Consider the following 25,727-nt stretch of genomic DNA (forward strand, 5'->3'; position numbering starts at 1 on the left):
GTTCAGTTCATGCCGTAGTCTGCGGGCAGCTTGTCGAAAACGTCGCTGTTCAGGCGCGCGATCATTGCGTCGCGGTCGCCGCCGGTTTCCTCGACGATGGCGGCCCATTTGTCGATCAGGCCTTGAAACGTGTCGACCTTCGCCTGCGCATCCGTGACGCCGTAAGCGCTTTCGGCGTTGGTGACGATGATCGGCAGATCCTCGGCGACGAAGGCATCCTTGTCGGCATTCATTTCGGCAGAGGGTTCGATCAGTTCGACGCCGTGTTCGTCAAGCTGGGCCAACGCCTCGGTATCCGCATTGGTATAGGCGATGGTTGAATCGACCGAGACCTGCGCGGCCTGACTCGTGATCAGCTTGCGCTGTTCGTCGGTCAGACCCGCCCACCAGTCGCGGTTCGTCGTCATCAGCGACAGCGAATGATAGGTGCCAAGGTTCAGCGTCGTCACGAACTTCGCCGCATCCCAAAGCTGGTAGGACTGGAAGGCACCGGGGGCCTGAATGGCCACGTCCAGTGCGCCCTTGTCCAGACCCTCGAACATCTCGGAGCTGGGAACGTTGACTTCGATCGCGCCGACCTTCTGCGCCCAGCGGGACCACAGGCTGCCCGGCACGCGGACCTTCTTGCCCGCCAGATCGGCGGTCGCGCGGATCGGCACGTTGGAAATAATGGTATAGGGGGCCGTCGAATAGGTCCCGAGGTAAAGCACGTTCTGCGCCTTGAACTCGTCGAGGCATTCCGGGCAATTCAGCAGGTTGTATTCGATGGCGGCCCCCATGGCCGCAAGGTTGTTGGGTGTGGCCAGTCCCATGTCTGCGACCAGCTGGGCGTTGGGCAGTTCCGCGGGGAAATAGGTCAGCGCCAGCATGCCCATGTCCGCGATGCCGTCGCCAAGACCCGCCAGTGCAGGTGTGGCGCCCAGCAGCGCGCCGCCTTCGAACTGCTGCACGTTGAAGCCGTTCTCGGTGAGCTTGGCGATGAAGGGGGCGTAGCCGACGGCGACCGGGTGCTTGGGTCCGGTCCACTGGCTGATGGTCATGTCCTGCGCCTGCACGCTGCCGCCCAAGGCAATTGCAAGGGCCACGATGCTCGTGAATTTCATGTCTGTCTCCTCCCAGAGTTTTGGCGGTCTCCGCCACGCAAATTTGCGAAACACCGTTTCATTTTGGGCGGGGGCGGTGTTCAATGTCCAGAAGAATCCCTCATGTGGTGGAGTTTTGACGTGGATTTCAGCCTTTCCGACGATCAGCGCGCGTTGCAGGACGGCGCGCGCAGCTTTGCGCAGCGCGAATTGCCCGGCGTGGCGAAACACTGCGAGGCAACGAATACGCCCGTCCCCCACGATATGCTGCAGGCCTACGCCGAGATGGGGTTTCTGGGTATCAACACGCCGGAATCCTTCGGCGGGCTGGGCCTGACACACCTTGATGCGCTGATCGTGCTGGAGGAGTTCGCCAAGGTGTCCAGCGCCGTCGCCTTTCCGGTGTTCGAGGCTTCCGTCGGGCCGGTCCGCATCGTGCAGGCCTATGGCGCGCCCGCGCTGGCGGACCGCGTCGTGCGCGCGTCCGTGCAGGGCAAGGTTCTGGTCGCGATTTCGATGTCAGAGCCCGACGCCGGCACCGCCCTGACCGACCTGCGCACCCGCGCTGTGGTCGAGGGCGATACGGTCGTGCTGAACGGCACGAAGCGCTGGTGTTCCGGTGCGGGCCATTCCGGTGCCTATGTCGTGTTCTGCCGTTTGTCGGACGCGCCCGGCGCGAGGGGCATCGGGGCGGTCTTTGTGGAAAAGGACACGCCCGGTTTCACCTTTGGCGCGCCCGAGACGCTGATGGGGTTCCGCGGCATCCCCTCGGCCGACATGCATTTCGACAACGTGCGGTTACCGGTCGAGAATATCCTCGTCCCTGCGGGCGGCTTCGGTGACCTGATGGGGGCGTTCAATCTGGAACGCTGCGGCAATGCCACCATGTCCTTGGGGCTGGCGGCGGGCGCGCTGGATCAGGCGCTGGATTACACCGGCGAACGCCAGGCCTTCGGCAAGCCGCTGGTCGATTTTCAGGCGGTGCAGATGAAGCTGGCCGACATGCAATTGCGCACCGAGGCCGCGCGCCTGTTGATCCACCGTGCCGTCGCGGGCGTCGACGGTTTCCCGTCGGTGATGGACGCGAGCCTTGCGAAATGCTTTGCCAACGAGATGGTGCGCGAGGTGACCGGCCACGGCGTGCAGGTCATGGGCGGCTACGGCTATCACAGCGATTACGGGATGGAGCAGCGGTTCCGCGACGCCTGGGGCTGGGGCATCGCGGGCGGCGCCATCGACATCCAGAAGATCAACATCGCGGCGACGCTGGTGGGGCGCCGGTTCGATCAGCGCCGCTAGGCGCCCTTGAACACCGGGTCGCGCTTGTCAAAAAACGCGGCCCGCCCTTCGGCGTGATCGTCAGAGGCCATGAGAAACCCCTGCAAGTCCGCTTCCAGCGCCAGGGCGCGGTCGAAATCGGCCATCTGGGCAAAGGCGGATTTTGTTGCGGCAAGCGGCAACGGGGCCTGATGCGCAAAACCCGCCGCGATCTCCATCGCGCGGTCCAGCGCCTGTCCCGGTTCGCACAGGTGATCAACAAGCCCGTCAGGGGCCGCGTCCGCCTTGACGACCGTGTTCTGCAGCAGGAACCGCTTGGCCCGCGCCGCCCCGATCCGGTTCGGCAGCGCCCAGAGCAGGCCCACGTCGGCCATCAGGCCGACCTTGCCGAAGACGGCCCCGAAGGTCGCCGTGCGGCTGACGATGTTGATGTCCGCAAGTGCCGCCAGCGACAGGCCAGCGCCAAAGGCCGCCCCCTCGACCGCCGCAATGACCGGCACCGGCCCGGCCGCCAGCAGGCGCACCAGCCGCGCGGTGATCATCATCCGCGTGCGCGCATAGATCGGATCGCCCGACTTCATCGATTTCAGATCGCCACCGGCGCAGAAGTGATCGCCCTGCCCCACCAGCACCACCGCCCGCACGTCCCGGTCCAGCATGACGGGGTCGAGGGCCGTCACCATCTGCGCCCGCATGTCCGGCGACAGGGCGTTACGCCGGTCCGGGTCGTTCAGGGTCACGACGACCGTGCGCCCGTCCCGTTTCGTTTCAATCAGCATCGGTCAAAGCCCCGGCAGCCAGAGGATGATCTGCGGAAACGCGATCAGCGCCGCGATCAGGAAGAAGTCCATCACCACGAACCACGCAATGCCCGAGAAGATCTTGTGGATCGGGACAAGGTCGCCCACGATCCCCTTCACGACAAAGACGTTGAGGCCCACGGGTGGCGTGATGAACCCGATCTCGAGGAACTTGGCCATCAGCACGCCGAACCAGATCAGGTTGATGTCGCGCGCCTCCAGCACCGGCAGCAGGATCGGGATCGTCAGCAGCATGATGCCAATGGGATCCAGCAGCATCCCCAGCAGGATCAGGATCACGCTGATGATCAGGATGACCTGAAGCTGCGAATACTCCGGGTTGCCGATCCAGTCCGCGATGATCTGCGTCGTCCCGGCAAGGGCAAAGAACCGCGTCAGCAACTGCGCGCCGATGGCGATCAGAAAGATCGAGGCGGTGGTGCGCAGGGTCTCTCCGATCGCTTCCTTCAGCACGGGCCATGACAGCGCCCGCTTGAGCAGACCGATCAGGAACGCGAGGGCCGCGCCCACGGACCCGGCCTCGGTCGGGGTAAAGACCCCGCTGAAGAGGCCGCCAAACACGCCGACCACCAGCACGATGACGGGCCAGGTGTCGCCGAAGGCCGCGAACCGCTCGCCCCATGTGACATCCTCGTGCACGGGGGGCGCCAGCGACGGTTTCAGCCAGCAGCGCACGACGACCATGACGGAATACAGGACCGCGGTCAGGATGCCCGGGATCAGCGCGCCGATGAACAGGGCCGCAATGCTTTGTTCGACAAAGATGCCGTAGATGATCAGCAGGATCGACGGCGGGATCATCGACCCGATGGTGCCTGCGGCGGCGACGGTGCCGGTGGCCAGCCCCTTGTCGTAACCCGCCTTCAGCATCTCGGGCACGGCGATCCGTCCCATGGCGGCGGTGCAGGCCAGCGACGAACCGGTCACGGCGGCGAACAGCGCCGACCCCTGGATCGAGGCCACGGACAAGCCACCCGGCAGCCACGACAACCACAGCCGCGCCAGCCGGAACAGACCCGTCGTCAGCCCGGCATGGTAGCACAGGTAGCCCATGAACAAGAACATCGGGATGCTCGACAGCGTCCAATGCGCGGTAAAGTCATAGGGGATCGACGACAGCATCCCGATCGCCGGTCGCTCGCCCATGATGATGAAAATGCCGCCGACCGACACGCTTGCCAGCGCCACGCCGACGGGCACCCGCAGAAAGATCATTGCCAGCAGCACGAAAATCCCGATGAAACCGACGGTTTCCTTGGCCAGATCCATCACAGGTTGGTCCCTCCGACCGGGTCGGCAGGGCCGCTCGGCATGTCGTCAATCTTGTCCAGATCGGCCCGCACCAGCAACAGCGCCGTCCGCCCGATCCGCACCACGACCAGCGCCAGCGCCAGCGCCGTGCCCACCGGCAGCAGGAACCGCGACGGCCAGATCGGCACCGCGTAACTGCCCATGATGAACTCTCCGACGTTGTATTTCTTGACGGCGACCGCCCAGCTGCTGGTCGTCAGCAGATAGAGCAGCGCTGCGAACAGCACGTAGCTGATCAGGTCCAGCAGCCGCCGCGCGACACGCGGCAGCAGGGCATAGATCAGCTCGACATGGATGTTGCCGTTCATCCGCTCGACCGCCGCAAAAGGCAGGAACACGACGGCGACCATGTAGTAGTTAGACACCATCTCGAGCGTCATCGGCACGGGACGGTGAAACACGAACTTGCCCACGACATCGACGGTCACATGCACCATCATCAGCATCAGCGCGATACTGGCCACGATCATCAGGGCCGCACTCAGGGCGTCGATCAGACGCAGCAGCACGCGATCAACGCGGCCCAGCGCCTCCGGCTTGCGGATATCCGTCATGTCCTGCCCCTCCCAAGGCCATCCCACACGAAACAGACTTCACGACCGCTACGCGATCTGCAAAAATGAAATTGAGTTTCGCAGATGAATCGACCTTACGGTCGCCCTTCCTGCGGGTCAATCGGGGAGATGACGATGACGACTGGCGCACTCAATGGCCTCAAGGTGATCGACTGCACACGGGTACTGGGTGGGCCGTTCTGCAGCCAATGGCTGGGCGATCACGGGGCGGAGGTCATCAAGATCGAACCGCCGCAGGGCGACGAGACGCGCGGTTGGGGACCGCCTTTCAAGGATGGCGCATCAAGCTATTTCATCGGCGTGAACCGCTCGAAACGCGGGATTGCCCTGGACCTGCGGCTTCAGGAGGGGCGCGAGATCTTGCACCGCCTGCTGGCCGAGGCGGACGTGCTGATCGAGAACTTCAAGACCGGCACGCTGGAAAAATGGGGCATCGGCTATGATACCCTGTCCGCCCGCTACCCCCGCCTGATCCACGCCCGCCTGTCGAGTTTCGGCGCCGACGGGCCGCTGGGCGGTCTGCCCGGCTACGACGCGATCGTGCAGGCGCAGGCCGGATTGATGAGCGTCAACGGTGCCCGCGGCGACGGGCCCCTGCGCATGGGCGTGCCCCTGGTGGACATCGCCACCGGCATGAGCCTCGCCTTCGGCATCATGGCCGCCGCCTTCGAGCGTCAGACCTCCGGCCGCGGCCAGTTCGTCGAGGCGAGCCTCTACGACGTTGCCTGCAGCCTACTTTTCCCCCATTCCGCCAACTACTTCATGTCCGGCACCGTCGCGGGGCGGTCCGGCAACCAGCACGCCAACGTCGTCCCCTACGACATGTTCGACTGCGGCGCGGACAAGATCTTCATCGGCTGCGGCAACGACGGCCAGTGGCGCAAGCTCTGCGCGATCCTGGGCGACCCTAGCTTTGCGACAGAACCCGCCTATGCCACCAACGCCGACCGGCTGGCCAATATCGACGCGATGCGCACCCGCCTCGTGGCGCTCCTGGCCCCGCATGACGCCAACGCGATCACCCGGCAGCTGATGGAGGCAGGCGTTCCCGCAGGCCGGGTCAACACGGTCGAGGATGTCTTCACCGCCGCCCACACCCTGCACCGCGACATGGTGGTTCAGATCGGCGACTATCGCGGTGCGGGCAACCCCGTGAAACTCTCGCGCACGCCCGCGCAGTTCGCGCGCACCCCGCCCCGCTTTGGCCAGGACACCCGCGCGGTCCTGTCCGATCACGGCTACAGCGACACTCAGATCGACGCCATGCTCACCGCGGGTGCCGCGGTCGCCGCACCTCCCTGACCCGGTCCTCGCTTTTTCCCAAATACTCCCCCGCCGGAGGCGTCCCGCCGCCTCACCCCGCGCCGACGATCACCGCGTCCAGCGCCACGCCGCCCCGCTCGTGCAGCACGAAGGGATTGATGTCGCAGGTCTCCAGATCCGCCGCGTGGGCGGCAGCGAAGCGCGACAGGTCCACCAAGGCCTGCGCCAGCGCCGTCCGGTCGCCGCCGGGCCGCCCGCGCACCCCGTCCAGCACCGCCTGCCCCTTCAACTCACCGATCATGCGCTCCGCCTCTGCAAAATCAATCGGAGCCGCCCGGAATGTCACGTCGCGCATGACCTCGGCAAAGATGCCGCCCAGCCCGCACATGACGACCGGGCCGAAGACCGGGTCGCGCTGGATGCCAAGGATCATCTCGACCCCGGCCGGGGCCATGGGCGCCACCAGAAGGCCGTCGATGACCGCGTCCGGGTGTGCCGCCGCCGCCCGCGAAAAGATGCCCTCTGCCGCCGCGGCAACCGCGTCTTCATCGCGTAAATCCAGCGCGACGCCGCCGATTTCGGTCTTGTGGGTGATCTGCGCCGAGACGATTTTCAGCACCACCGGATACCCCATCGCCTCCGCCGCCGCGACGGCCCCGGCGCTGTCGCCTGCCAGCACCTCTGGCAGAACAGGCAGGCCCGCGTCGGCCAGCACGGCCTTGGCGGCGTGTTCCGTCATCGCGCCTGACAGTGTCGTATCGGCCGCAGGCACGGCAGCGGCGATGCCTTCCCGCGCAAAGGCCGCGCCGAAATCGGACAGGGCTGCCAGCGCCGCGACGGCGCGGCTGGGATCCTCGAAGACAACAAAGCCGGCGTCCTCGTAGTCCGCCACCACCTCGGGCGGCGCGATGATCGACAGGGCGATCAGCGCCCCCGGATGCTCTGTCAGCGATCCTGCCAGCGCGTCGCGCAGGGGGCCGGACAGACTGGCCGATCCGGCCAGCGAGGTGAAGAAGGCCACGATACTGTCGTAGCCGCCCTGCCCCAGCATCAGGTCCATGTTCGTGCGGATCAGCGGCAGGTCGTTGAAGACCTGCGCGGTCACGTCCACCGGGTTGACCGGGTTGGCAAAGGGCAGTGCTGCGCGCAAGGCATCCTGTGCCGCCTGCGGCATCGGCGGCACCTCCAGTCCATGATCTGCTGCCGCATCGGCCATCAGCACGCCCGCCCCGCCAGAGATCGTGACGATCCCCAGACGCCGCCCCACAGGGTAAATCCGCGCCCGCGTGGCCACAGCGATGTCGATCAGGTCGTCGGTCGTGCGGGCGCGAAAGGCGCCGTGCTGGCGCAGGATCGCGTCGAAAACCGCATCCTCGCCCGCCAGCGATGCGGTGTGCGATGCCGCTGCCGCTGCCCCGATCTCGGACCGGCCAACCTTCATGATGGCGACGGGTTTGCGGTTCAGGCGCGCGGCCTCCAGCGCCTGCCGGAAGGCGGGACCGTCACGCACGCCTTCGGCGTAGGCGAGGATGCAGCCCGTCGCGTCGTCGTGGGCCAGTGCGTGGATCCCTTCGGCGACCGAGATGTCGCTTTCGTTGCCCGTCGTCAGCATCCGCCCGACGCCCATGCCGCGCAGACGGTTGAGGTAGGCGATATGGCTGCCGTAGGCCCCCGACTGACACACGACGCCGACGTGGCCGCCGTCGGGCAGGCCCCGGTCCAGTGTGGCCGTGAAGGTCGGGAAGAACCCCTGGGCCGCGTCGAACAGGCCAAGGCAGTTCGGTCCCAGAATACGCAGCCCCGCAGGGCGCGCGATCGCCAGAAGCCTCTCTTGCGCGGCCATGTCGCCCACCTCGGCAAAGCCAGAGCTGAAGATCAGGCAGCAGCGCACGCCCTTGGCGGCACAGTCGCGCACCGCCTGTTCCACGCGCGCCGCAGGCACCGCGATCAGGACGAAATCGACCGGCCCGGGAATGTCGGCGATGCTGGCGTAGGCGGGCAGCCCCTGCACCGTGTCGCGGGTCGGGTTGACCGGATAGATCGGCCCCGCAAACCGCTCGCGCGTATAAGCGAGCGGCCGCCCCCCGATCCGCGTCGGATCGTCAGAGGCGCCGAGGATTGCGAAGCTTTCGGGCTGGAACACATCGCGGATGAAGCGCGGCGCATCAAAGGTCACAGGGTCGCCTCCGACCCCAGAATGGCCGTGACCTGACTGGACAGCACGCCGCCATTGCCATGGGCCAGCGCCAGATCGACGCCGTCCAGTTGCAGCCCCGGTGCCGTGCCCCTGATCTGGTGGGCCGCCTCGATGATCGTGAAGATGCCCAGCATCCCCGGATGGGTGCAGGACAGCCCGCCGCCATAAGTATTGACCGGCAGCGCGCCCCCCGGCGCGATCCGGCCGCCCTCGACAAAGGCGCCGCCTTCGCCCTTGGCGCAGTAGCCGAGGTCTTCAAGGAACAGGATGATGTTGATCGTGAAGGCATCGTAGAGTTGCAGCACGTCGATATCCGACGGCTTGACCCCGGCCATGGCAAAGGCCCGCTTGCCGCTTTCGCGCGCTGCGGTGACGGTGAAGTCTGGCATCTGGCTGATTTGCCGGTGCGTCGATTCCGCCGCAGCCCCAAGGACATAGACGGGCGTCTTCGCGTGATCCTTCGCCCGGTCCGCCCGTGTCAGCACAATCGCACCGCCGCCATCTGTCACAAGGCAGCAGTCAAGCTTGCCCAGCGGATCGCTGACCATGCGTGCCGCCAGCACGTCGCCGCGCGTAATTGGGTCGCGCATGAAGGCCTGCGGGTTGTGGCTGGCCCAGCCGCGTGCGGCAACGGCCACGTCGGCCAGTTGTTCGCGGGTCGTGCCATACTGGTGCATGTGCCGCTGCGCCGCCATGGCGTAGCCTGACACCGGGTAGCGCGGTTTGTAGGGGGCCTCGAACGGTGGCAGTCGGGATGCCGTGACCAGCTTGCCCGACGCCGTGCGCTGGTTGCTGCCGTAGCAGACCAGCGCCACGTCGCAGAGGCCCGCGTCCAGTGCTGCCGTCGCACTTGCCAGATAATTCACGAATGACGATCCGCCGGTCAGCGTGCCGTCGACGTGGCGGGGCCTGATGCCGAGGTATTCCGCCGCCATCAGGACGGGCATCGAATCCTCCATCATGGCGCAGAACAGACCATCCACGTCCTTCAGCGCCAGTCCGGCGTCGGCCAGCGCCGCCTGTGCCGATTGCGCCATGATGTCCCAGCTGGTGTATCCCGGCGCCTCGCCCAGACCGGCGACGCCAAGGCCCACGATGGCCGACTTGCCGCGCAATGCGTGATCCATGCTCATGCCTCCGATTTGCGGCACAGCACCGCGGGTGTGCCGTCGATGTCGCCGACGTAGGCGGTGACAGGCATGCCGACTTTGACCGCCTGCGGATCGCCGTCCACGCGGGTCATCATCCGCACGCCTTCGGCCAGTTCCACCATGGCGACGTTGTAGTCGCCGCCACGCTCCGGTCGCTGACGGACGGTGGTAAAGGTATAGACCTCGCCCGCGCCGCTGGCCGTGACCCACGTCAGGTCGGTGCCGTGACAGGCGGGGCACAGGACGCGGGGAAAGAAGATATGGGTATCGCAGGCGGCGCAGCGCTGAAGGCGGATTTCTCCGGCGGCAAGGCCCTCTTTAAAGTGGGTGTCGGGGGTCATGGTTTCTCCTTGGGCCAGTGGGGGGCGCGCAGTTCACGTTTGAGGATCTTGCCGATCTCGCTGCGGGGCAACGCTTCGGTCACGATGACGCGGCTGATCCGCTGGGTCTTGCCGAGGCGGGCGTTGGCGTGGGTGCGCAGCATCTCGGGATCAGTCGCATCGCGCAGCACGACGTAGGCGAGCGGTGTCTCGCCCCAGTCGGCACTGGGCACGGCGATGACCGCAGCCTCGGCCACCGCCGGATGCGACAGGAGTGCGGCTTCCAGATCGACTGCAAAGACGTTGAATCCGCCGGAATTGATCATGTCCTTGGTGCGGTCCATGACGTGCAGGAACCCGTCTGCATCCACACGCCCCATGTCGCCGGAGCGCATCCAGTGCACGCCCGCCGCGTCGGTCCACAAGGCCTTTCGGGTCAGGTCGGGCGCGTTGCAATAGCCGGTCATCATGGTGACGGCGCGGCCCACGATCTCTCCGACCTCGCCCTGCGGCAGGGGGGTGTCGTCGGGGCCAAGGGTCATCAGGTTGCCGCCGGCCGCGACCTGTCCCACGGTGTCCAGCCGGTCGGGATGGGCCGTCAGATCCATCAGGCAACCGACGCCGCCTTCGGTCATGCCGTAGATGTTCACCATCCGTCCGGGAAAGCGCGCCAGCAGCTCTTGGCCCAGATCGGCGGTCAGGGGGGCACTGGTGGACAGCTTGATGATGAAGGCGCCGAGGTCGGTGCGGTCGAAATCCGGGTGCGCCAGAAGCCTGCGCCACTGCACGGGCACGCACATGGCGTGGGTGATGCAGTGTTTTTCCGCCAAGGCCAGCCAGACACCCGCGTCGAACTTGGGCATCAGCACCGCCGTGCCGCCCGCCGCCAGCATCGGCAGCAGGGCCGCCAGCGTCGTGTTGGAATAGACCGGAGTGGAGACCAGCAGCCGCATGGCATGGTCGAAGCCAAAGCCCGCCATGCGCGCCCGCTGTCGCCCGCGAAAGCGGTGGTCGTGCATGATCCCCTTGGGCGCGCCGGTGGTGCCAGAGCTGTAGATGATGTCGAACCCGTCGGTCGGTGCGATGGCGGGCAGCGAGCCGGGGTCCGTGTCGGCACTATCCGTCAGCAGGCTGCCGAGTGGCTGCGCCTGCACGTCGCCCCGCGCCGCCTGCCCTGCCGCATCGGCGAAGATCAGGCGCGCCTGGCAATTCGTGACCAGCCCCGCCACGATCTGCGGCGTGGCCGAGATCATCATCGGCGCGAAGGTGCCGCCCGCCGCCAGTGTGCCGAGGTAAAGCGCGAGGTGCTGCGGCGTCACACCGCCAAGGCTGGCGACGACCTCGTTGGGGCGCAGGCCAAGGCGGATCAGGTGCCCCGCCACGCGGTCCATCGCCGCCGCAAGATCGCTCCATGTCGTGATGTCGTCGCCCGCAACGATGGCGGGATGGTCGGGACGGTCAGCGCCATGCTGTCGCACGAGGCTGGGCAGATCGACGGGATCGGGGCCGGGCACATCGACCGGCACGATTCGGGGCATGTCCATGTTCACGCGGACCCCTCCCAGATCTGTGAAACAAACGTTCGCATAGCGGAACCATGCCGTCCGCGCGCCGGGGCGTCAAGCGGTCGCTCGCTTGACAGGCCGCATCGGCCGGCCTTAGCTGTTCGCACAGCGGAATGATATTTCGCAAATCAGGAGGGTTCCATGGCGAAGGTCGTGACATTGGAAAAGGTCGGCAGGACGGGGCTGATTGCCTTCGACAATCCGCCCGTCAACGCAGCGTCGCACGCCTTGCGGCAAGCGTTTCAAGACTGTCTGGAACGCGCCGCCGCCGATCCCGACATCGACGTGATCGCCCTTTATGGCAAAGGCCGCAGCTTTGTCGCCGGGGCCGACATCCGCGAATTCGGGCGCACGCCGCAGGCCCCGATCCTGCCGACGATCATCAACCGGATGGAAGAGATCGCGACCCCGGTGATCGCGATCCAGCACGGCGTGGCGCTGGGGGGCGGCCTTGAAATCGCCCTCGGCGCGCAGGCCCGCGTCGGCGTCGGCCGCGTCCGTGTCGGTCTGCCAGAGGTGACGCTGGGTATCCTGCCCGGCGCGGGCGGCACCCAACGCGCGCCGCGCCTGACCGGCGTGCCCGCCGCGATCGAGATGATCACCACCGGGCGGCATATCCAGGGACCCGAGGCGCTGGCGATGGGGCTGCTGGACCGGCTGACTGACGGCGAACCGCGCGACGTGGCACTTGCGATGGCAGAGGAGGTCCGCGCCGGCACCCTGCCCGTCCGCACCGTGGGCCAGATCGCTGTGAACGTCGATCCGCAGCAGATCGCCGCAGCCAAGGCCGCCGTGCAGGCGCAGGCGCCGCACCTTTATTCCCCGCTGAAATGCGTGGAGGCGATTGCCGCCTGTGATCGCCCGATCCTTGACGGGATGGACATCGAGCGCGCGCTGTTCCGCGATTGCCTCGACTCCCCGCAGCGGGCGGGGTTGATCCATGTGTTCTTTGCCGAACGGGCCGTGGCCAAGATCCCGGAACGCGACGCCACCCCGCGCAGCGTGGCCAGCGTCGGGATCATCGGCGGCGGCACCATGGGCAGCGGCATCGCGACGGCCTGCCTGATGGCGGGCCTGCGGGTGCGGCTGAACGAACGGGATGCAGACGCGCTGGCGCGGGGGCGGCAGACGATCCTGTCGAACCTCGACGGTGCGGTGAAGCGCGGCAAGATGAAAGCGGACGGGCGGACGGATGCGGAACATCGCCTGTCCGCGTCGACCGTGCTGGGAGATTTCGACGACGTCGATCTGGTGATCGAGGCGGCCTTCGAGGACATGGGCGTGAAGATCGACCTGTTCACCCAGCTTGATGCGATCTGCAAACCGGGCGCAGTGCTGGCGACGAACACATCCTATCTGGACATCGACCGGATCGCCGCGGCGACGGCGCGGCCACAGGATGTCATCGGCCTGCACTTCTTTTCCCCCGCACACATCATGAAACTGCTGGAGGTGGTGGTCGCGGACAAGACCGCACCCGAGGTCGTGGCGACCGGCTTTGCCCTGGCGGCCAAGCTGAAGAAGGTGGCCGTGCGGGCCGGGGTCTGCGACGGGTTCATCGGGAACCGCATCCTGACGCATTACCGCAAGGCGGCCGATTACCTCGTGCTGGACGGGGCCAGCCCGGAACAGATCGACGACGCACTGGAAGGATTCGGCTGGGCCATGGGACCGTTCCGGGCGAACGATCTGTCCGGCCTCGATATCGGTTACGCCACCCGCAAGCGCCGCGCGCCCGACCGGCCTGCCGCCGAGCGTTACAGCGCCGTGCCCGACCGCATCGCCGAGGCCGGCTGGCTGGGGCGCAAGACCGGCATGGGCTATTACGATCACAGTCAGAAACCTGCCCCCACGAACCCGGGCGTGGCGACCATCATCGCCACGGTCCGCAACGATCATGGCATCACGCCGCGCGCCATACCGGACGCCGAGATCGTCGACCGCTACATGACAGCGATGATCGTCGAGGCCACCCGCGTGGTCGAAGACGGCATCGCCCAACGTCCCATCGACATCGATGCGACGTTTCTGTTCGGTTACGGCTTTCCGCGCTGGCGGGGCGGGCCGATGCACTATGCCGACACCATCGGCGCGGCCACGCTGGTCCAGCGCATCGAAACCTACGCGCGGGACGATCCACATTACTGGCAGGTGCCGCCGCTGCTGCAGCGCATGGCGGACGACGGCACCACATTTGCCGACCTGAACGCCGAGGCCTGACATGGACCTGCGCTTTACTCCCGCAGAAGAGGCGTTCCGCGCCGAGGTCCGCACCTTCATGGCAAACGATCTGTCACAGGACACCGCCGCCAAGGTCCGCGAAGGACGGACCCTGACCAAGCAGGATATGGAGGGCTATCACGCCGCCCTGAACGCGCGCGGTTGGCTGGCCCCCAGCTGGCCCGCGGCATATGGCGGCGCGGGCTGGACGCCGGTGCAGAAACATATCTTCGATGAGGAGGCCGCCCGCGCGTCCGCACCGCGCCTTGTGCCCTTCGGCATCGCGATGCTGGCGCCGGTCCTTTTCAAGTTCGGCACGCAAGATCAGCGCGACCACTACCTGCCCCGCATCCTCGACGGGACTGATTGGTGGTGCCAGGGATATTCCGAACCGGGGGCCGGGTCCGACCTTGCGGGACTGAAGACGAAAGCGGTGCGCGACGGTGACGCCTATATCGTCAACGGCCAGAAGACCTGGACGACACTTGGTCAACATGCCGACTGGATCTTCTGCCTTGTGCGGACCAAGCCCGATGGCAAGCCGCAGGAAGCCATCAGTTTTCTGCTGATCGACATGAAGACACCGGGGGTCGAAGTGCGTCCGATCCGCCTGATCGAAGGCGGATACGAGGTCAACGAGGTCTTTCTGACCGACGTGCGTGTGCCGGTCGCCAATCTTGTCGGCGCAGAAAATCAGGGGTGGACGATCGCCAAATACCTGCTGACGCACGAGCGAAACAACATCGCGGGCGTCGGCTTTTCGACGCAGGCGTTCGAGAGCCTGCTGGCCTTTGCCCGCACGCCGCGCCGGTCGGGGCGGCGGCTGATCGACGATGCGCTGTTCGCCGCCCGTCTGGCGCGGATCGAGGTCGAACTGGAGGCGATGAAGATCACCAACCTGCGGCTGGTCGTGGCCGGTCAGACCGCCGGTGCGCCGGGTGTCGAAAGCTCGATCCTCAAGATCAAGGGGGTGGAGGTGCGGCAGGCGCTGAACGATCTGGCGCGCCGCGCGCTGGGGCCCGCGGCGGCACCCTTTCCGTCAGAGGATCTGGCGGGCAACGCAGCCCTCGTCCCCGCCGATCAGGCCGGGAACGCGGCGGAATATTTCAACAACCGCAAGATGTCGATCTACGGCGGGTCCAACGAAATCCAGAAGAACATTCTGGCAAAAGCGATGCTGGGACTTTGAGATGAATTTCGAACAGACCGACGATCGACGCATGCTGTCCGACAGCCTGTCGCGCCTGCTGGCCGATGCCTGCGACCCCAAGACCCGCGCTGCTGCAGCCTATACCGCCCCCTTTCACAGCCCGGCCCTCTGGACGAAACTGGTGGAACTGGGCGCGCTCTACGCCCTTGCAGGTCCGGCACAGGGCGGATTTGGCGGCGGCGGGTTCGACATCGCGACGGTGTTCGAAGCGCTGGGTGCCGCCCTGTGCCCCGAACCGGTTTTGCCTGCGCTGATGGCCGCGCGGCTGCTGACCCACGCGGGCGCCGATCTGGAACCGCTGCTGTCAGGCGCCGTGACCTATGCCTTCGCCATCTGCGAGCTGGTCAGCTGGGATCTGGCCGAGATCGAGACGACCGCACGCAATGGCACCCTGACCGGGCACAAGAGCGTCGTCTACGGCGGTCAGGTGGCGGCGGCGATCCTCGTCGTGGCCCGCGACGGCGACAGGCTTTCGCTTTACGAGGTTGCCGCCACGGAGGCGCAGATCATCCCTTACGCCATGATCGACGGCGGCGGTGCAGCCGAAGTCGTTCTGGACGCCACCCCCGCCCGGTTGCTGATCGCCGATGCGGCAGCGGCGGTGCAGGACGCGCTGGACGCCGGCGCGCTGGCCCTGTCGGCAGAGGCGCTGGGGGCGATGGAGGCGACGCTCGCGATGCTTGTCGATTACCTCAAGCAACGGCGCCAGTTCGGGCGGCCCATCGGCAGCAATCAGGCATTGCAGCACCGCACGGTGGAGCTGGTGACTGAAATTGCGCAGGCCCGGTCCATCGTGATCCTCGCCGCCAGCCGGATGGGAACGGACCAACAATCGCGCACCGTGTCCATGTGCAAGCACCTGTGCGGGCGGGTGGCCCAACACGTGGCCGAAGAGGCGATCCAGATGCACGGCGGCATCGCCATGACGTGGGAGGCGCCGGTGTCACATTACGCCAAGCGGCTGGTGATGATCGACGCGCAGCTGGGCGACACGGACCACCACCTCAAGCGTGTGATGGCCGACCTTCAGGCGGTCTGACCCTTGCGATAGCGGAATGTGCCGGACCCGGTCGCGACCAGCACGCCGGTCTCGTCCGTGACTGTGCCTTCGGCGAAATAGGTGGATTTGCCGCCACCGGTGCGGCGGCCTTCACCGAACAGCACCTTGCCGGACGGGCGCGACAGAAAGTTCGTGGTCAGCGACAGGGTCATGACCATCTGTTTGCGCACCGCATCGCCGGTGAATGACCCGGCATAGCCCAGCACCGTATCCAGCAGCACGGCGTAAAGCCCGCCGTGCGGGATGCCGTAACGATTCATCAGCTCGGCCCGCAGGGGCAGCTCGAACCGGGCGTAGCCTTCGGACCAGTCGACCATGTGAAAGCCGATCAGGCGCTGCATGGGATAGGGATCCTCGATCAGATCCGGGCGTTTGGTGTCCGACATCAGTCAAACCTCCTTTGGAAAATCCGACAGGCCGCGGGCGGCGGCGACCAGCTTGGGACCGTAGACGTCACGCAATTCCGCCTCGCTGGCCAGAAAGGTCGGCGCACCGATGTTCATCGCATACAAGCGGTCGCCGTTCAGGGACCAGATCGGCACCGCGATCCCGTTGATCTGCTCGCGCCAAGCCCCGAAAGACGTCACGAACCCCTGTGCCTTGTATTCGGCGCAGGCGGCCTTCAGACCCGCGCGGATCGCGACCATATCCTCGCGCCCCTCGGTCGCTGCGTCTTGCAACAGACGGTCATGCTCGGCCTCGGTCATGGCGGCAAGGGCGGCGCGCCCGATGGCAGACCGGAACAGCGGCAGCCGCGCGCCCACCGTCATCGACAGGGCGATGTTCTGGGTCGTGCGCTGCACTGCCGTATAGACCATCGTCAGCCGATGCCGTTCGCCGAAGGCCACGTTGACGTTCTGGTTCGGTCCGCCCTGCGCCAGTTCCCGCATCACGGCCCGCGCGCGGTCCGCCATGTCGACGCCCGCCAGCACGCCATAGCCCAGTTGCAGCACGCCCGCGCCCAGACGGTAGAACCCGGTGCTGTCGGAATGCACGAGGTAGCCAAGCTGGCACAGCGTGTAGGTCAGCCGCGTCACCGTCGGTTTCGGCAGACCGGTCCGCTGCGCGATGTCGGTGTTCGACAGGCTTTGTTCATGCGGACGAAAGCAGCGCAGCACATCGAGGCCGCGCGACAGCGCCGTCACGAAATTGCGGTCGGAGTCGTCATCGATGACGGTCATCGTCGTTCCTTCGCGCGCGGGGTTGTCGCCGGGCAACATGCCATCAGGCGGCGTCCAGATAGCGACGATTAAGCCAGCGCGCAATCAGCGCGGGCTTGTCCTGCCCCCGGATTTCCACCGTGACGTCCCACGCGACCGTCACTTCACCCGGCTGCCGTTCGTCAAGTGCGGCCAAAGCAAACCGCGCGCGGATGTCGCTGTCGACGGGGACCGGAGAGATGAACCGCAACCGGTCGAAGCCGTAATTGACGCTCATCCGCAGACCCGCCAGCTGCGGCTGCGCCTCGGCGGCCATGGTGCTGAGGAGCGAGACGGTCAGAAAGCCGTGCGCGATGGTCCCGCCAAAGGGCGTGGCGGCGGCCCGGCCGGGATCGGTGTGGATGAACTGGGTGTCGCCGCTGACCTTGGCAAAGGCGTCGATCAGCGGCTGGTCGATCCGGTGCCACGCGGACAAGCCAACCTCCTTGCCGACAAGCGACGTCATTTGGGTCAGTGTCAGATCCATGGCCACTCCTGCTTCGCTGTGCAGAATAGAGTTTCGCAAACGACACGCAACCCGCCACCGCTCTGTGACCCTGCGACCGATCGGCGTTGATTGGCGCGGCGATCCTGCGGGATCGCAGGTGCTACATCGTGCAGCCGACCTGCCAAGGCACGAATTCGTTGTCGCCCAATCCCAGCGCCTCGGACTTCGTCACCTGACCGGAGGCTGCCGCGCGGATCATGTCAAAGATTTCCTGCCCCTTGGCGGCGATGCTGACGCCCTTGGTCACGATGTCGCCCGTCGTCATGTCCATGTCGTCCGGCATCTGGGCATAGAGGGCATCGGATGTGGCCAGCTTGATCGTCGGCGCAGGTTTTGATCCGAAGGCCGACCCGCGCCCCGTGGTGAAGACGACGATCTGTGCCCCGCCCGCAATCTGACCTGTCGCCGACACCGGATCGTAGCCGGGCGTGTCCATGAAGACGAAACCGGGCTCGGTCACCTGTTCGGCGTAGTCGTAGACGGCGGTCAGCGGGGTCGCACCGCCCTTGGCCGCCGCACCCAGCGATTTTTCAAGGATCGTCGTGATCCCGCCCTGCTTGTTGCCGGGGCTGGGGTTATTGTCCATCGAACCACCGTTCATGGCGGTATAGTGTTCCCACCAGCGGATCTGCGCGATCAGCTTGTCGCCCACGGCGGCGCTGGCGGCGCGGCGCAGCAGCAGTTGTTCGGCACCATAGATCTCTGGCGTTTCAGCCAGAATGGCGGTTGCCCCCTGCGCCACCAACAGGTCAGACGCGACGCCAAGTGCCGGGTTCGCGGTGATCGAGGAAAAGCCATCCGATCCGCCGCATTGCAATGCGACGCGCAGCGCACTCATCGGTTGCGGTGTGCGGCGCGCGGCGGCGACCTGTGGCAGGATCGCGGTTACATGCGCCTTGATCGCGTCGATGGTGGCGCGGGTGCCGCCGGTGCCCTGAATGGTCAGCGCATGAAACCTGTCGGTGCCCGCATCGCCGAAATGCGACTGCATGCGCGCGATCTGCATCGCCTCACACCCCAGCCCGACAAAGACCGTGGCACCCACGTTCGGATGCGTCGCATGTCCCCAGAGCACACGGTCGAGGATCGCGAATCCCGGCCCGTCCTGATCCATGCCGCAGCCTGTGCCATGCGCCAGTGCGACAATCCCGTCGATTGTCGGGTGATCGGCCAGTAGGCCAGAGGCCTCGATCTCGCTCGCCGCCTTGCGGATCACGGTGGCGGAACAGTTCACGGTCGCGACCAGCGCGATGTAGTTGCGGGTGCCGACACGCCCATCGGCGCGCAGGTAGCCTTGAAATGTCAGCGCGTCGCGCTGCGGGATCGCGGCGCGTGCGGCGTCCAGATCCACGCCGACGGCATAGTTCTGATCGTGGGCCGAGAAGGCGCAGTTATGCGTATGGACGTGATCGCCCGCCGCGATGTCGGTCGTGGCGGTGCCGATGATCTGGCCGAACTTCAACACCGGCTGCCCCGCCGTCAGCGCGCGCCGGGCGATCTTGTGGCCGGGGGCTACGGGTTTGCCCAGCGGCGCGCCAAGGCGCAGGGGATCAGACCCCGCGGGTGCACGTTCGGTCAGTACGGCGACACTGTCGGCGGGATGCAGGATCAGGGGGTCAGACATGATGGCTTTCGTGGGACAGCGCGCGGAATACGCCGCGAAGTTCGGCCAGCCCCCGCAGACGGCCGATGAGGGGGTATCCGGGGATCAGCGTCCGGTCGAGGTCCGACAGAATATGGTGGCCGTGATCCGGGCGGAAGGGAATCCTGTGATCGGCGCGCCCCTCGGACCGGCGGCGCGCTTCCTCGTCCAGCAACACGCGGCAGAGGGCGACCATATCGGTATCGCCGTCCAGATGCGCCGCCTCCTCGAACGATCCGTCGGGGTCTTTTGCGACGTTGCGCAGATGGGCAAAGTGGATGCGGTCGGCAAAGCGCGCGGCGATCGCGGGCACGTCGTTGACCGGGTTTGCGCCCAGCGATCCTGCACACAGGGTCAGTCCATTGGCGGGGCCGTCCACCGCGTCCATGATCCACGCGATGTCGTCCGCGTTCGAGACGATACGCGGCAGGCCCAGAATGTCGCGGGGCGGATCGTCGGGATGGACGCAGAACCGCATGCCAAGGTCCGTGGCTGTGGGAATGACCTCCTCCAGGAAACGCTTGTAATGCGCCCGCAGGGTGGCACGGTCGATGCCGGCGTAGCTGTCCAGTGCGCGGCGCAGGCCCGGGATATCGTAGCGGTCGAAGGCGCCCGGCAAACCCGCCATGATCGAGGCCAGCAGCGCATCGCGGTCGGCCTCGCTGGCCTGTTGATACCAGGCGGCGGCCTTGTTCAGCACCTCGGGGCTGTAATCCGCCTCGGCCTCTCTGCGGCTCAGCATATGGACCTCGAAGGCAGCCATCCGCGTCGCCTCGAACCGCAGGCAGGTGCCGCCGCCGCAGGCGGGGGCGGTCAGGTCCGTGCGGGTCCAGTCCAAGAGCGGCATGAAGTTGTAGCAGATCGTGGTGATGCCGTTCGCTGCCAGATTGGCCATCGACTGTCGGTAATTGGCGAAGAGCGTCGTCAGGTCACCTTCGCCCCGCTTGATGTTTTCGTGGATCGGCAGACTTTCCACCACGACCCAGTCGAACCCCGCGTCCGTGACGCGGGCCTTGCGGGCGGCGACGGCCTCGGTCGGCCAGACTTCACCATAGGGGATTTCGTGTAGCGCCGTGACGATGCCGCGCGCGCCGGTCTGCGCGACTTCGTCAAGCGTGATCGCGTCAAGGTCGCCATACCAGCGCCAGCTTTCGATCATGACGTCACCTCTGCGGCAGCGGCGCGGGCGCCCTTGGACCAGAGCAGGCTTGCGGCCTGCATCACGGGGGCGGCCAGATGGGCGGCGATATCGGCGGGGAAGATCTGTTCCAGCGACAGCAGCGCCGTCACGGTGCCGGGGGCGGCATCGGTCGCCGTTTCCCGCAGCAGGTCGGCCAGCGGATCGCGCACGTCGATGATCTCTCCGTTTTCGTCGGTGCCGCTGACATAGCGCATCCAGCCCGCCACGGCGAGGCAGAGCGCCGGGCTCTCGCGCCCCGCCGCGATGTTCTCGCGCAGGGTGCCGAGCAGGCGCTGCGGCAGCTTCTGGCTGCCATCCATCGCGATCTGCCAGGTCCGGTGGCGGATCGCGGGGTTGGCGTAACGATCGAACAGGGCATCGGCGTAGTCGGGCAGGCTGACGCCCTCGGGTGCTGTCACGGCGGGCATGATCTCGGCCCAGCACTGGCGGACGTAGGTGGCAAAGACCGGGTCCGCGACGGTGTCCGAAATCGTGGCGTGCCCCGCAAGGTAACCAAGGTAGGCCAGCGCCGAATGGGTGCCGTTCAGCATCCGCAGCTTCATGTCCTCGAAGGCGGTGACGTTGTCGACCATCTGCGCGCCGGCGGCGGCAAGATCGGGGCGGTCGCCGTTCACGAAATCATCCTGCACCGCCCACTGGCGAAAGGGTTCGTGCATCACGGGGGCCGCGTCGCGGCGGCCAATCAGCGTCTCCACGGTCTCGATGTCGGCCTCCGTCGTGGCGGGGGTGATGCGATCGACCATCGTGGCGGGGAATTTGCCGTGGTCCGCGATCCAGTCGGCAAGCGCCGGGTCGATCCGGCGGGCAAGGTCAAGCACCACACCGCGCACAAGCGCCCCGTTATCGGGCAGGTTGTCGCAGGTCAGCACCGTGAAAGGCGGCTCGCCCGCCGCCCGACGGCGTTGCAGCGCCCGCACGAGGTAGCCCGGCGCGGAGCACGGCACATCATTGTTCAGATCCTTCACGATATCCGGATGATCGGGGTTCAGCGCACCGGTGGCCGGGTTATGGCAATAGCCCTTCTCGGTCACCGTCAGGGACACGATCCTGACCCCCGGATCGGCCATCGCGGCCAGAACCGCCTCTGGATCCTCTGGCGCCACCAGCACGTCGTTCAGCACGTCGATGATCCGCGTCTGCGGCCCGTCCGGCGTCAGGGTGACAGAGGTATAGGCCCAGTCCTGCGGTTGCAGGGCGTCGCGGGTGTCGGGGCTGCGCAGGCTGACGCCGACGATGCCCCAGTCGCCACCGGACGCCTGCATCGCGTCGACGAAATAGACGCAACCGAAGGCGCGAAAGAAGGCGCCGAGGCCCAAGTGGACGATGCCTGTGGCGGGACGCGGTGAATCAGGGCGGGTCAGGCGATCAGCGGGCAAGCCAGCCTCCATCAACGTTGAGGATCGCGCCGTGGATATAGGCGCTTGCAGGGGTGCAGAGGTAGACCGCGGCCCCGGCGATATCGGACGCCTGCCCCCAACGACCGGCGGGAATCCGGTCGAGGATGGCCGCGTTGCGGGACGCGTCGGCGCGCAGGGCCTCGGTGTTGTTCGTCTCGATATAGCCGGGGGCTATGGCGTTCACGTTGATGCCCTTGGCGGCCCATTCGTTGGCCAGCAGCTTGGTCAGGCCAGCGACGCCGTGTTTCGACGCGGTGTAGCTGGGGACGCGAATGCCGCCCTGAAACGACAGAAGCGAGGCGATGTTGACGACGCGGCCCTGTGCGCCGCGCGCGAACACGGCCTTCGCAAAGGCCTGCGTGGTAAAGAACAGCGCCTTGAGGTTCACGTCCATGACGTCGTCCCAGTCGGATTCGGTAAAGTCCACGGCATCGCTGCGGCGGATGATGCCCGCGTTGTTGATCAGAATGTCGATGGGTTCGCCGGTGAACAATCCCTGCCCCGCCATCGGATCGGCAAAATCGACCGCGACCTGCGACGCGGTGCCGCCCTCGGCCTCGATCATCGCGACCGTTTCATCACAGGTGCGGCGGCCGGCACAGATGACCTGCGCTCCCGCCTGGGCCAGACCGACCGCAATGGCCTGACCGATGCCGGTATTGGCCCCGGTCACCAGCGCACGGTGTCCTGTCAGAGAGAACATGCTCACCGCAGCGCCTCCATCGGGATCATATCCATGTCGGTGAAATCGACGTTGTCGCCCGCCATCGTCCAGCAGAAGGTATAGGACCCGGTGCCGGCCCCTGCATGGACGGACCACGGCGGGCTGATCACGGCCTCTTCGTTCGCCATGACGATGTGGCGGGTCTGGGTCGGCTCGCCCATGATGTGGAACACGCGGGTCTGGCTGGGCATGTCGAAATAGAGATATGCCTCCATCCGGCGGTCGTGGGTGTGGGCGGGCATGGTGTTCCAGACAGAGCCTTCGGCGAACTGCGTGTAGCCCATCAGCAGCTGGCAGGACTCGGCGACTTCGGGGTGCAGGAATTGCAGGATCACGCGTTCGTTTGCGGTCTCCGGCGACCCCATCTCGACCCGGCGCGCATCCGACAGCTTGATCAGGCGGGTCGGACAGGTGCGGTGTGCGGGGGCCGACAGGATGTAGAAGCGTCCCGCGCCCGCGAAGTTAACGGGTCCGGCGCCCATGCCGATATAGACGACCTCGCCCTTCTCTAGCGTATGCGACGCGCCACCGACGGTCACGGTGCCGGTGTCGCCCACGTTCAGCACGGCCATCTCGCGGCGTTCGAGGAAGGTGGCGGTGCCAGTCTCCTCCACCCGGTCCAGCGTCAGGGTGCCGCTGCCCGGTACGGCGGAGCCCAGAATAAGGCGGTCATAGTGGCTGTAGATCAGCTTGATCTGGCCGTCGGCGAACAACCCGTCCACGTGGAAATGGTCGCGCAGCTGATCGGTATCCAGCGTCCTGGCGGTCGCGGGGTCGATGGCATAGCGGGTCTGTGTGGTCAGCATTGGGTCTTCTTTCGGGTCAGAGGAAATCGTCACGCCGGGGCGTGAAGGTGTCGATCAGGGTGCCGGCCGCGCGGCAGATGCAGCCGTGGGTAACGTGGCTGGGGATGATCAGGCTGTCGCCGGGGCCAAGGTCATAATCCTTGCCCGCCATGTGGAAGGTGAAGCGCCCCGCCTCGACATAGGTGGCCTGCACGTGACGATGGTCGTGCAGACGGCCCTCGGCACCTTCCTCGAACCGGAAGGCGACGGTCATCATGTCTGGGGTTTCAGCCAGCACCTGACGGGTGACGCCGGGATCGGCGGGAACGACCGGGTGGGGCATCGAAACCTCCTTAGTGAAACAGCGACGGCAGCCAGAGCGACAGGCCGGGGATATAGGTGACCAGCATCAGGGTCGCGAAGGCCGCACCATAGAACGGCCAGATCGAACGCACGGCGGTCCAGACGGGGATCCGTCCCACGGCGCAACCGACGAAAAGCACCGCGCCGACCGGTGGCGTGCACAACCCGATGCCAAGGTTCAGGATCAGGATCACGCCAAAGTGGACCGGATCAACGCCAAACGCCTGTGCGACGGGCAGAAAGATCGGCGTCGTGATGACGATCAGCGGCGACATGTCCATGAAGGTGCCGAGGATCAGCAGGATCAGGTTCAGCAGCAGCAGGATCACGATGGGGTTGTCGCTGACACCCTGCATCGCCTCGATCATCATGACCGGCACCTTGGTATAGGCCAGCAGCCAGCCAAACGAGGCCGCGCAGCCAATGACCAGCAGCACCATGGCGGTGGTGCGGACCGCAGCCATCGTCGCCTCGACAAAGTCGTGGAAGGACAGGGTGCGGTAGACGAAAAACGTCACCAGCAGCGCATAGACCACGGCGATGTTTGACGATTCAGACGCGGTGAAGACGCCGGACCGGACGCCGCCAAAGATGATGGCGACAAGGATCAGGCCGGGGGCGGCGGACACGAAAAGCGTGCCCATCATCGCAAATCCTTGAAACGGCTGGACCGGATAGCCCTTTTTCACCGCGACCCACCAGGCGGCAATCATCAGCGACAGGGCCAGCAACAGGCCCGGCAGGATTCCGGCCGTAAAGAGGTCGGCGATGGAAATGCGACCGCCCGCCGAGATCGAATAGATGATCATGTTGTGCGACGGCGGCAGCAGCAGCGCGATGATCGAGCTTACGACGGTGATATTGACGGCGTAGTCGACGTCGTATCCACGTTCCTTCATCTGCGGCACCATCAGGCCGCCGACCGCACTCGCATCGGCGGCGGCAGAGCCGGAAACACCGCCGAACATCACCGACGACAGCACGTTGACCTGCCCCAGCCCGCCACGGAAATGGCCGACGAAGGCTCCGGCGAGGGCCACCAGCCTGCGGGCGATATCGCCGCGCACCATCAGATCGCCGGCAAAGATGAAGAACGGGATCGCCATCAGGGCAAAGACGGACACGCCCGAGTTCAGGCGCTGGAACACCACGACGGGCGGCAGGCCCAGATAGGCGACGGTCGCAAAACTTGAGACGCCAAGACAGAAGGCGACCGGCGTGCCGATCAGCAGCAGCACCACGAAGGTGCCAAAGAGGACGTAAAGTTCCATTTAAGCGGCTTCTTCCGTGTCTTCGCCGAAACGGGCGGTGGGCAGACCTGCGGCGCGGCGGGCGATCCGCTCGACCGAGAACAGAACGACGAGGATGCCGCCAAGGATGACGGGAATGAAGCTCCAGGCGTCCGAGATGCCGAGCGATGGCATGACGTTGTTGGCGGCCTTGGCGGCGAGCGACCAGCCGAACCAGGCCATACCCGCCCCGAACGCCGCGACCGCAACGTCGGAAATGGAATAGAGCACCATCTTGCCCTTGTGCGGGATCAGATAAAGCAGCACGTCGAAGGACAAATGGTAGCCCTCGCGGATGCCGACGGCGGCGCCCAGAAAGATGAACCAGCCCATGATCATCACGGACGCAGGCTCTGTCCAGATGATGCTGTCGTTCAGCACATAGCGCCAAAAGACCTGAGCCGCGATGAAGGCGGTCATCAGCACCAGCCCGACACCGGCGACCCACAGGGCCAGACGCGCGAGTCCACCCGTCAGGTCGGCCACCCGCAACATGAAACGTTCCAAGATATGTCCCCCGACACCGTGAAGACCCCCGCCCGGATGATCCCGGGCGGGGGCGTGGC

General features: G+C 66.2%; 24 protein-coding genes. 5 read left to right on the top strand and 19 right to left on the bottom strand.

Features of this window, described 5'->3' with window-relative positions:
* Window positions 1-2: 2 nt before the first annotated feature.
* Complete coding sequence (locus tag GLR48_RS00735; RefSeq protein ID WP_237057825.1) at window positions 3-1,103, bottom strand: C4-dicarboxylate TRAP transporter substrate-binding protein; 1,101 nt, start codon at window positions 1,101-1,103, stop codon at window positions 3-5.
* A gap of 102 nt (window positions 1,104-1,205) precedes the next feature.
* On the opposite strand from GLR48_RS00735, the gene GLR48_RS00740 reads away from it, so the two are divergent.
* Window positions 1,206-2,381, top strand: coding sequence for an acyl-CoA dehydrogenase family protein (locus GLR48_RS00740; RefSeq protein ID WP_237057827.1), 1,176 nt, complete (start codon window positions 1,206-1,208; stop codon window positions 2,379-2,381).
* On the opposite strand, the gene GLR48_RS00745 is transcribed toward GLR48_RS00740, so the two are convergent.
* From GLR48_RS00745 to GLR48_RS00755, 3 genes are read right to left on the bottom strand one after another with little or no spacing between them, the layout of a single operon-like run.
* A complete protein-coding gene (locus GLR48_RS00745) occupies window positions 2,378-3,139 on the bottom strand; it encodes an enoyl-CoA hydratase/isomerase family protein (protein ID WP_237057830.1) in 762 nt (253 codons plus the stop codon). The genes GLR48_RS00740 and GLR48_RS00745 overlap by 4 nt on opposite strands.
* 3 nt (window positions 3,140-3,142) lie before the next feature.
* Window positions 3,143-4,444: a TRAP transporter large permease gene (locus GLR48_RS00750; protein WP_442915823.1), complete on the bottom strand. Its 1,302-nt coding sequence runs from the start codon at window positions 4,442-4,444 to the stop codon at window positions 3,143-3,145.
* A gap of 5 nt (window positions 4,445-4,449) precedes the next feature.
* Entirely contained in the window at window positions 4,450-5,046 is a 597-nt protein-coding gene (locus GLR48_RS00755) for a TRAP transporter small permease subunit (protein ID WP_237057834.1), read from the bottom strand.
* Between the two features lie 135 nt (window positions 5,047-5,181).
* On the opposite strand from GLR48_RS00755, the gene GLR48_RS00760 reads away from it, so the two are divergent.
* Window positions 5,182-6,369 carry a CaiB/BaiF CoA transferase family protein gene (locus tag GLR48_RS00760; protein ID WP_237057836.1) on the top strand — a complete coding sequence of 396 codons (1,188 nt, stop codon included), beginning with the start codon at window positions 5,182-5,184 and terminating at the stop codon, window positions 6,367-6,369.
* A gap of 52 nt (window positions 6,370-6,421) precedes the next feature.
* Here GLR48_RS00760 and GLR48_RS25915 read toward each other — a convergent pair whose 3' ends face one another.
* The 4 genes from GLR48_RS25915 to GLR48_RS00780 are packed head-to-tail and all read right to left on the bottom strand — an operon-like array spanning window position 6,422 to window position 11,542.
* On the bottom strand, window positions 6,422-8,506 hold the full coding sequence (locus tag GLR48_RS25915) for an acetate--CoA ligase family protein (protein ID WP_237057838.1): 2,085 nt from the start codon (window positions 8,504-8,506) through the stop codon (window positions 6,422-6,424).
* Window positions 8,503-9,654, bottom strand: a complete 1,152-nt coding sequence (locus GLR48_RS00770; protein ID WP_237057840.1) for an acetyl-CoA acetyltransferase — start codon at window positions 9,652-9,654, stop codon at window positions 8,503-8,505. Before GLR48_RS00770 ends, GLR48_RS25915 begins: the two co-directional genes overlap by 4 nt.
* Before the next feature lie 2 nt (window positions 9,655-9,656).
* A complete protein-coding gene (locus GLR48_RS00775; RefSeq protein ID WP_237057842.1) occupies window positions 9,657-10,019 on the bottom strand; it encodes a Zn-ribbon domain-containing OB-fold protein in 363 nt (120 codons plus the stop codon).
* Window positions 10,016-11,542, bottom strand: coding sequence for a class I adenylate-forming enzyme family protein (locus GLR48_RS00780; protein WP_237064277.1), 1,527 nt, complete (start codon window positions 11,540-11,542; stop codon window positions 10,016-10,018). The genes GLR48_RS00775 and GLR48_RS00780 overlap by 4 nt, the downstream gene beginning before the upstream one ends.
* A gap of 162 nt (window positions 11,543-11,704) precedes the next feature.
* Between GLR48_RS00780 and GLR48_RS00785 the strand changes: the two genes are divergently transcribed.
* Genes GLR48_RS00785 through GLR48_RS00795 form a run of 3 tightly spaced genes read left to right on the top strand, consistent with a single transcriptional unit; the run spans window position 11,705 to window position 16,032 of the window.
* Window positions 11,705-13,783: a 3-hydroxyacyl-CoA dehydrogenase NAD-binding domain-containing protein gene (locus GLR48_RS00785; RefSeq protein WP_237057843.1), complete on the top strand. Its 2,079-nt coding sequence runs from the start codon at window positions 11,705-11,707 to the stop codon at window positions 13,781-13,783.
* Between the two features lies 1 nt (window position 13,784).
* Window positions 13,785-14,972, top strand: a complete 1,188-nt coding sequence (locus GLR48_RS00790; RefSeq protein WP_237057844.1) for an acyl-CoA dehydrogenase family protein — start codon at window positions 13,785-13,787, stop codon at window positions 14,970-14,972.
* Window position 14,973: 1 nt separating this feature from the next.
* Entirely contained in the window at window positions 14,974-16,032 is a 1,059-nt protein-coding gene (locus tag GLR48_RS00795) for an acyl-CoA dehydrogenase family protein (RefSeq protein ID WP_237057845.1), read from the top strand.
* On the opposite strand, the gene GLR48_RS00800 is transcribed toward GLR48_RS00795, so the two are convergent.
* The 11 genes from GLR48_RS00800 to GLR48_RS00850 all read right to left on the bottom strand — a co-directional run bounded on the left by GLR48_RS00800 (window position 16,020) and on the right by GLR48_RS00850 (window position 25,668).
* Complete coding sequence (locus GLR48_RS00800; RefSeq protein WP_237057846.1) at window positions 16,020-16,439, bottom strand: PaaI family thioesterase; 420 nt, start codon at window positions 16,437-16,439, stop codon at window positions 16,020-16,022. The genes GLR48_RS00795 and GLR48_RS00800 overlap by 13 nt on opposite strands.
* Window positions 16,440-16,442: 3 nt before the next feature.
* Entirely contained in the window at window positions 16,443-17,234 is a 792-nt protein-coding gene (locus GLR48_RS00805) for an IclR family transcriptional regulator (protein ID WP_237057847.1), read from the bottom strand.
* 43 nt (window positions 17,235-17,277) lie between these two features.
* Window positions 17,278-17,739: a MaoC family dehydratase gene (locus GLR48_RS00810; protein ID WP_237057848.1), complete on the bottom strand. Its 462-nt coding sequence runs from the start codon at window positions 17,737-17,739 to the stop codon at window positions 17,278-17,280.
* A gap of 121 nt (window positions 17,740-17,860) precedes the next feature.
* Window positions 17,861-19,384, bottom strand: coding sequence for a UxaA family hydrolase (locus GLR48_RS00815; RefSeq protein WP_237057850.1), 1,524 nt, complete (start codon window positions 19,382-19,384; stop codon window positions 17,861-17,863).
* Window positions 19,377-20,561, bottom strand: coding sequence for a mannonate dehydratase (uxuA, locus tag GLR48_RS00820; protein WP_237057852.1), 1,185 nt, complete (start codon window positions 20,559-20,561; stop codon window positions 19,377-19,379). Before uxuA ends, GLR48_RS00815 begins: the two co-directional genes overlap by 8 nt.
* Window positions 20,558-21,991 (bottom strand): mannitol dehydrogenase family protein, encoded by a 1,434-nt coding sequence (locus GLR48_RS00825; RefSeq protein ID WP_237057854.1) that lies wholly within the window; start codon window positions 21,989-21,991, stop codon window positions 20,558-20,560. The genes uxuA and GLR48_RS00825 overlap by 4 nt, the downstream gene beginning before the upstream one ends.
* The gene (kduD, locus tag GLR48_RS00830) at window positions 21,969-22,709 is read right to left on the bottom strand and encodes a 2-dehydro-3-deoxy-D-gluconate 5-dehydrogenase KduD (protein WP_336886607.1); all 741 of its coding nucleotides are present in this window, start codon (window positions 22,707-22,709) and stop codon (window positions 21,969-21,971) included. Before kduD ends, GLR48_RS00825 begins: the two co-directional genes overlap by 23 nt.
* Window positions 22,706-23,530: a 5-dehydro-4-deoxy-D-glucuronate isomerase gene (kduI, locus tag GLR48_RS00835; protein WP_237057855.1), complete on the bottom strand. Its 825-nt coding sequence runs from the start codon at window positions 23,528-23,530 to the stop codon at window positions 22,706-22,708. Before kduI ends, kduD begins: the two co-directional genes overlap by 4 nt.
* Before the next feature lie 16 nt (window positions 23,531-23,546).
* Window positions 23,547-23,852 (bottom strand): cupin domain-containing protein, encoded by a 306-nt coding sequence (locus GLR48_RS00840; protein ID WP_237057857.1) that lies wholly within the window; start codon window positions 23,850-23,852, stop codon window positions 23,547-23,549.
* A 10-nt stretch (window positions 23,853-23,862) separates the two neighbouring features.
* Window positions 23,863-25,143: a TRAP transporter large permease gene (locus GLR48_RS00845; RefSeq protein ID WP_237057859.1), complete on the bottom strand. Its 1,281-nt coding sequence runs from the start codon at window positions 25,141-25,143 to the stop codon at window positions 23,863-23,865.
* Window positions 25,144-25,668 carry a TRAP transporter small permease gene (locus GLR48_RS00850; protein WP_237057861.1) on the bottom strand — a complete coding sequence of 175 codons (525 nt, stop codon included), beginning with the start codon at window positions 25,666-25,668 and terminating at the stop codon, window positions 25,144-25,146.
* Between the last annotated feature and the right edge of the window lie 59 nt (window positions 25,669-25,727).

The sequence above is a fragment of the Loktanella sp. M215 genome (genome assembly GCF_021735925.1).
Lineage (GTDB): Bacteria > Pseudomonadota > Alphaproteobacteria > Rhodobacterales > Rhodobacteraceae > Loktanella.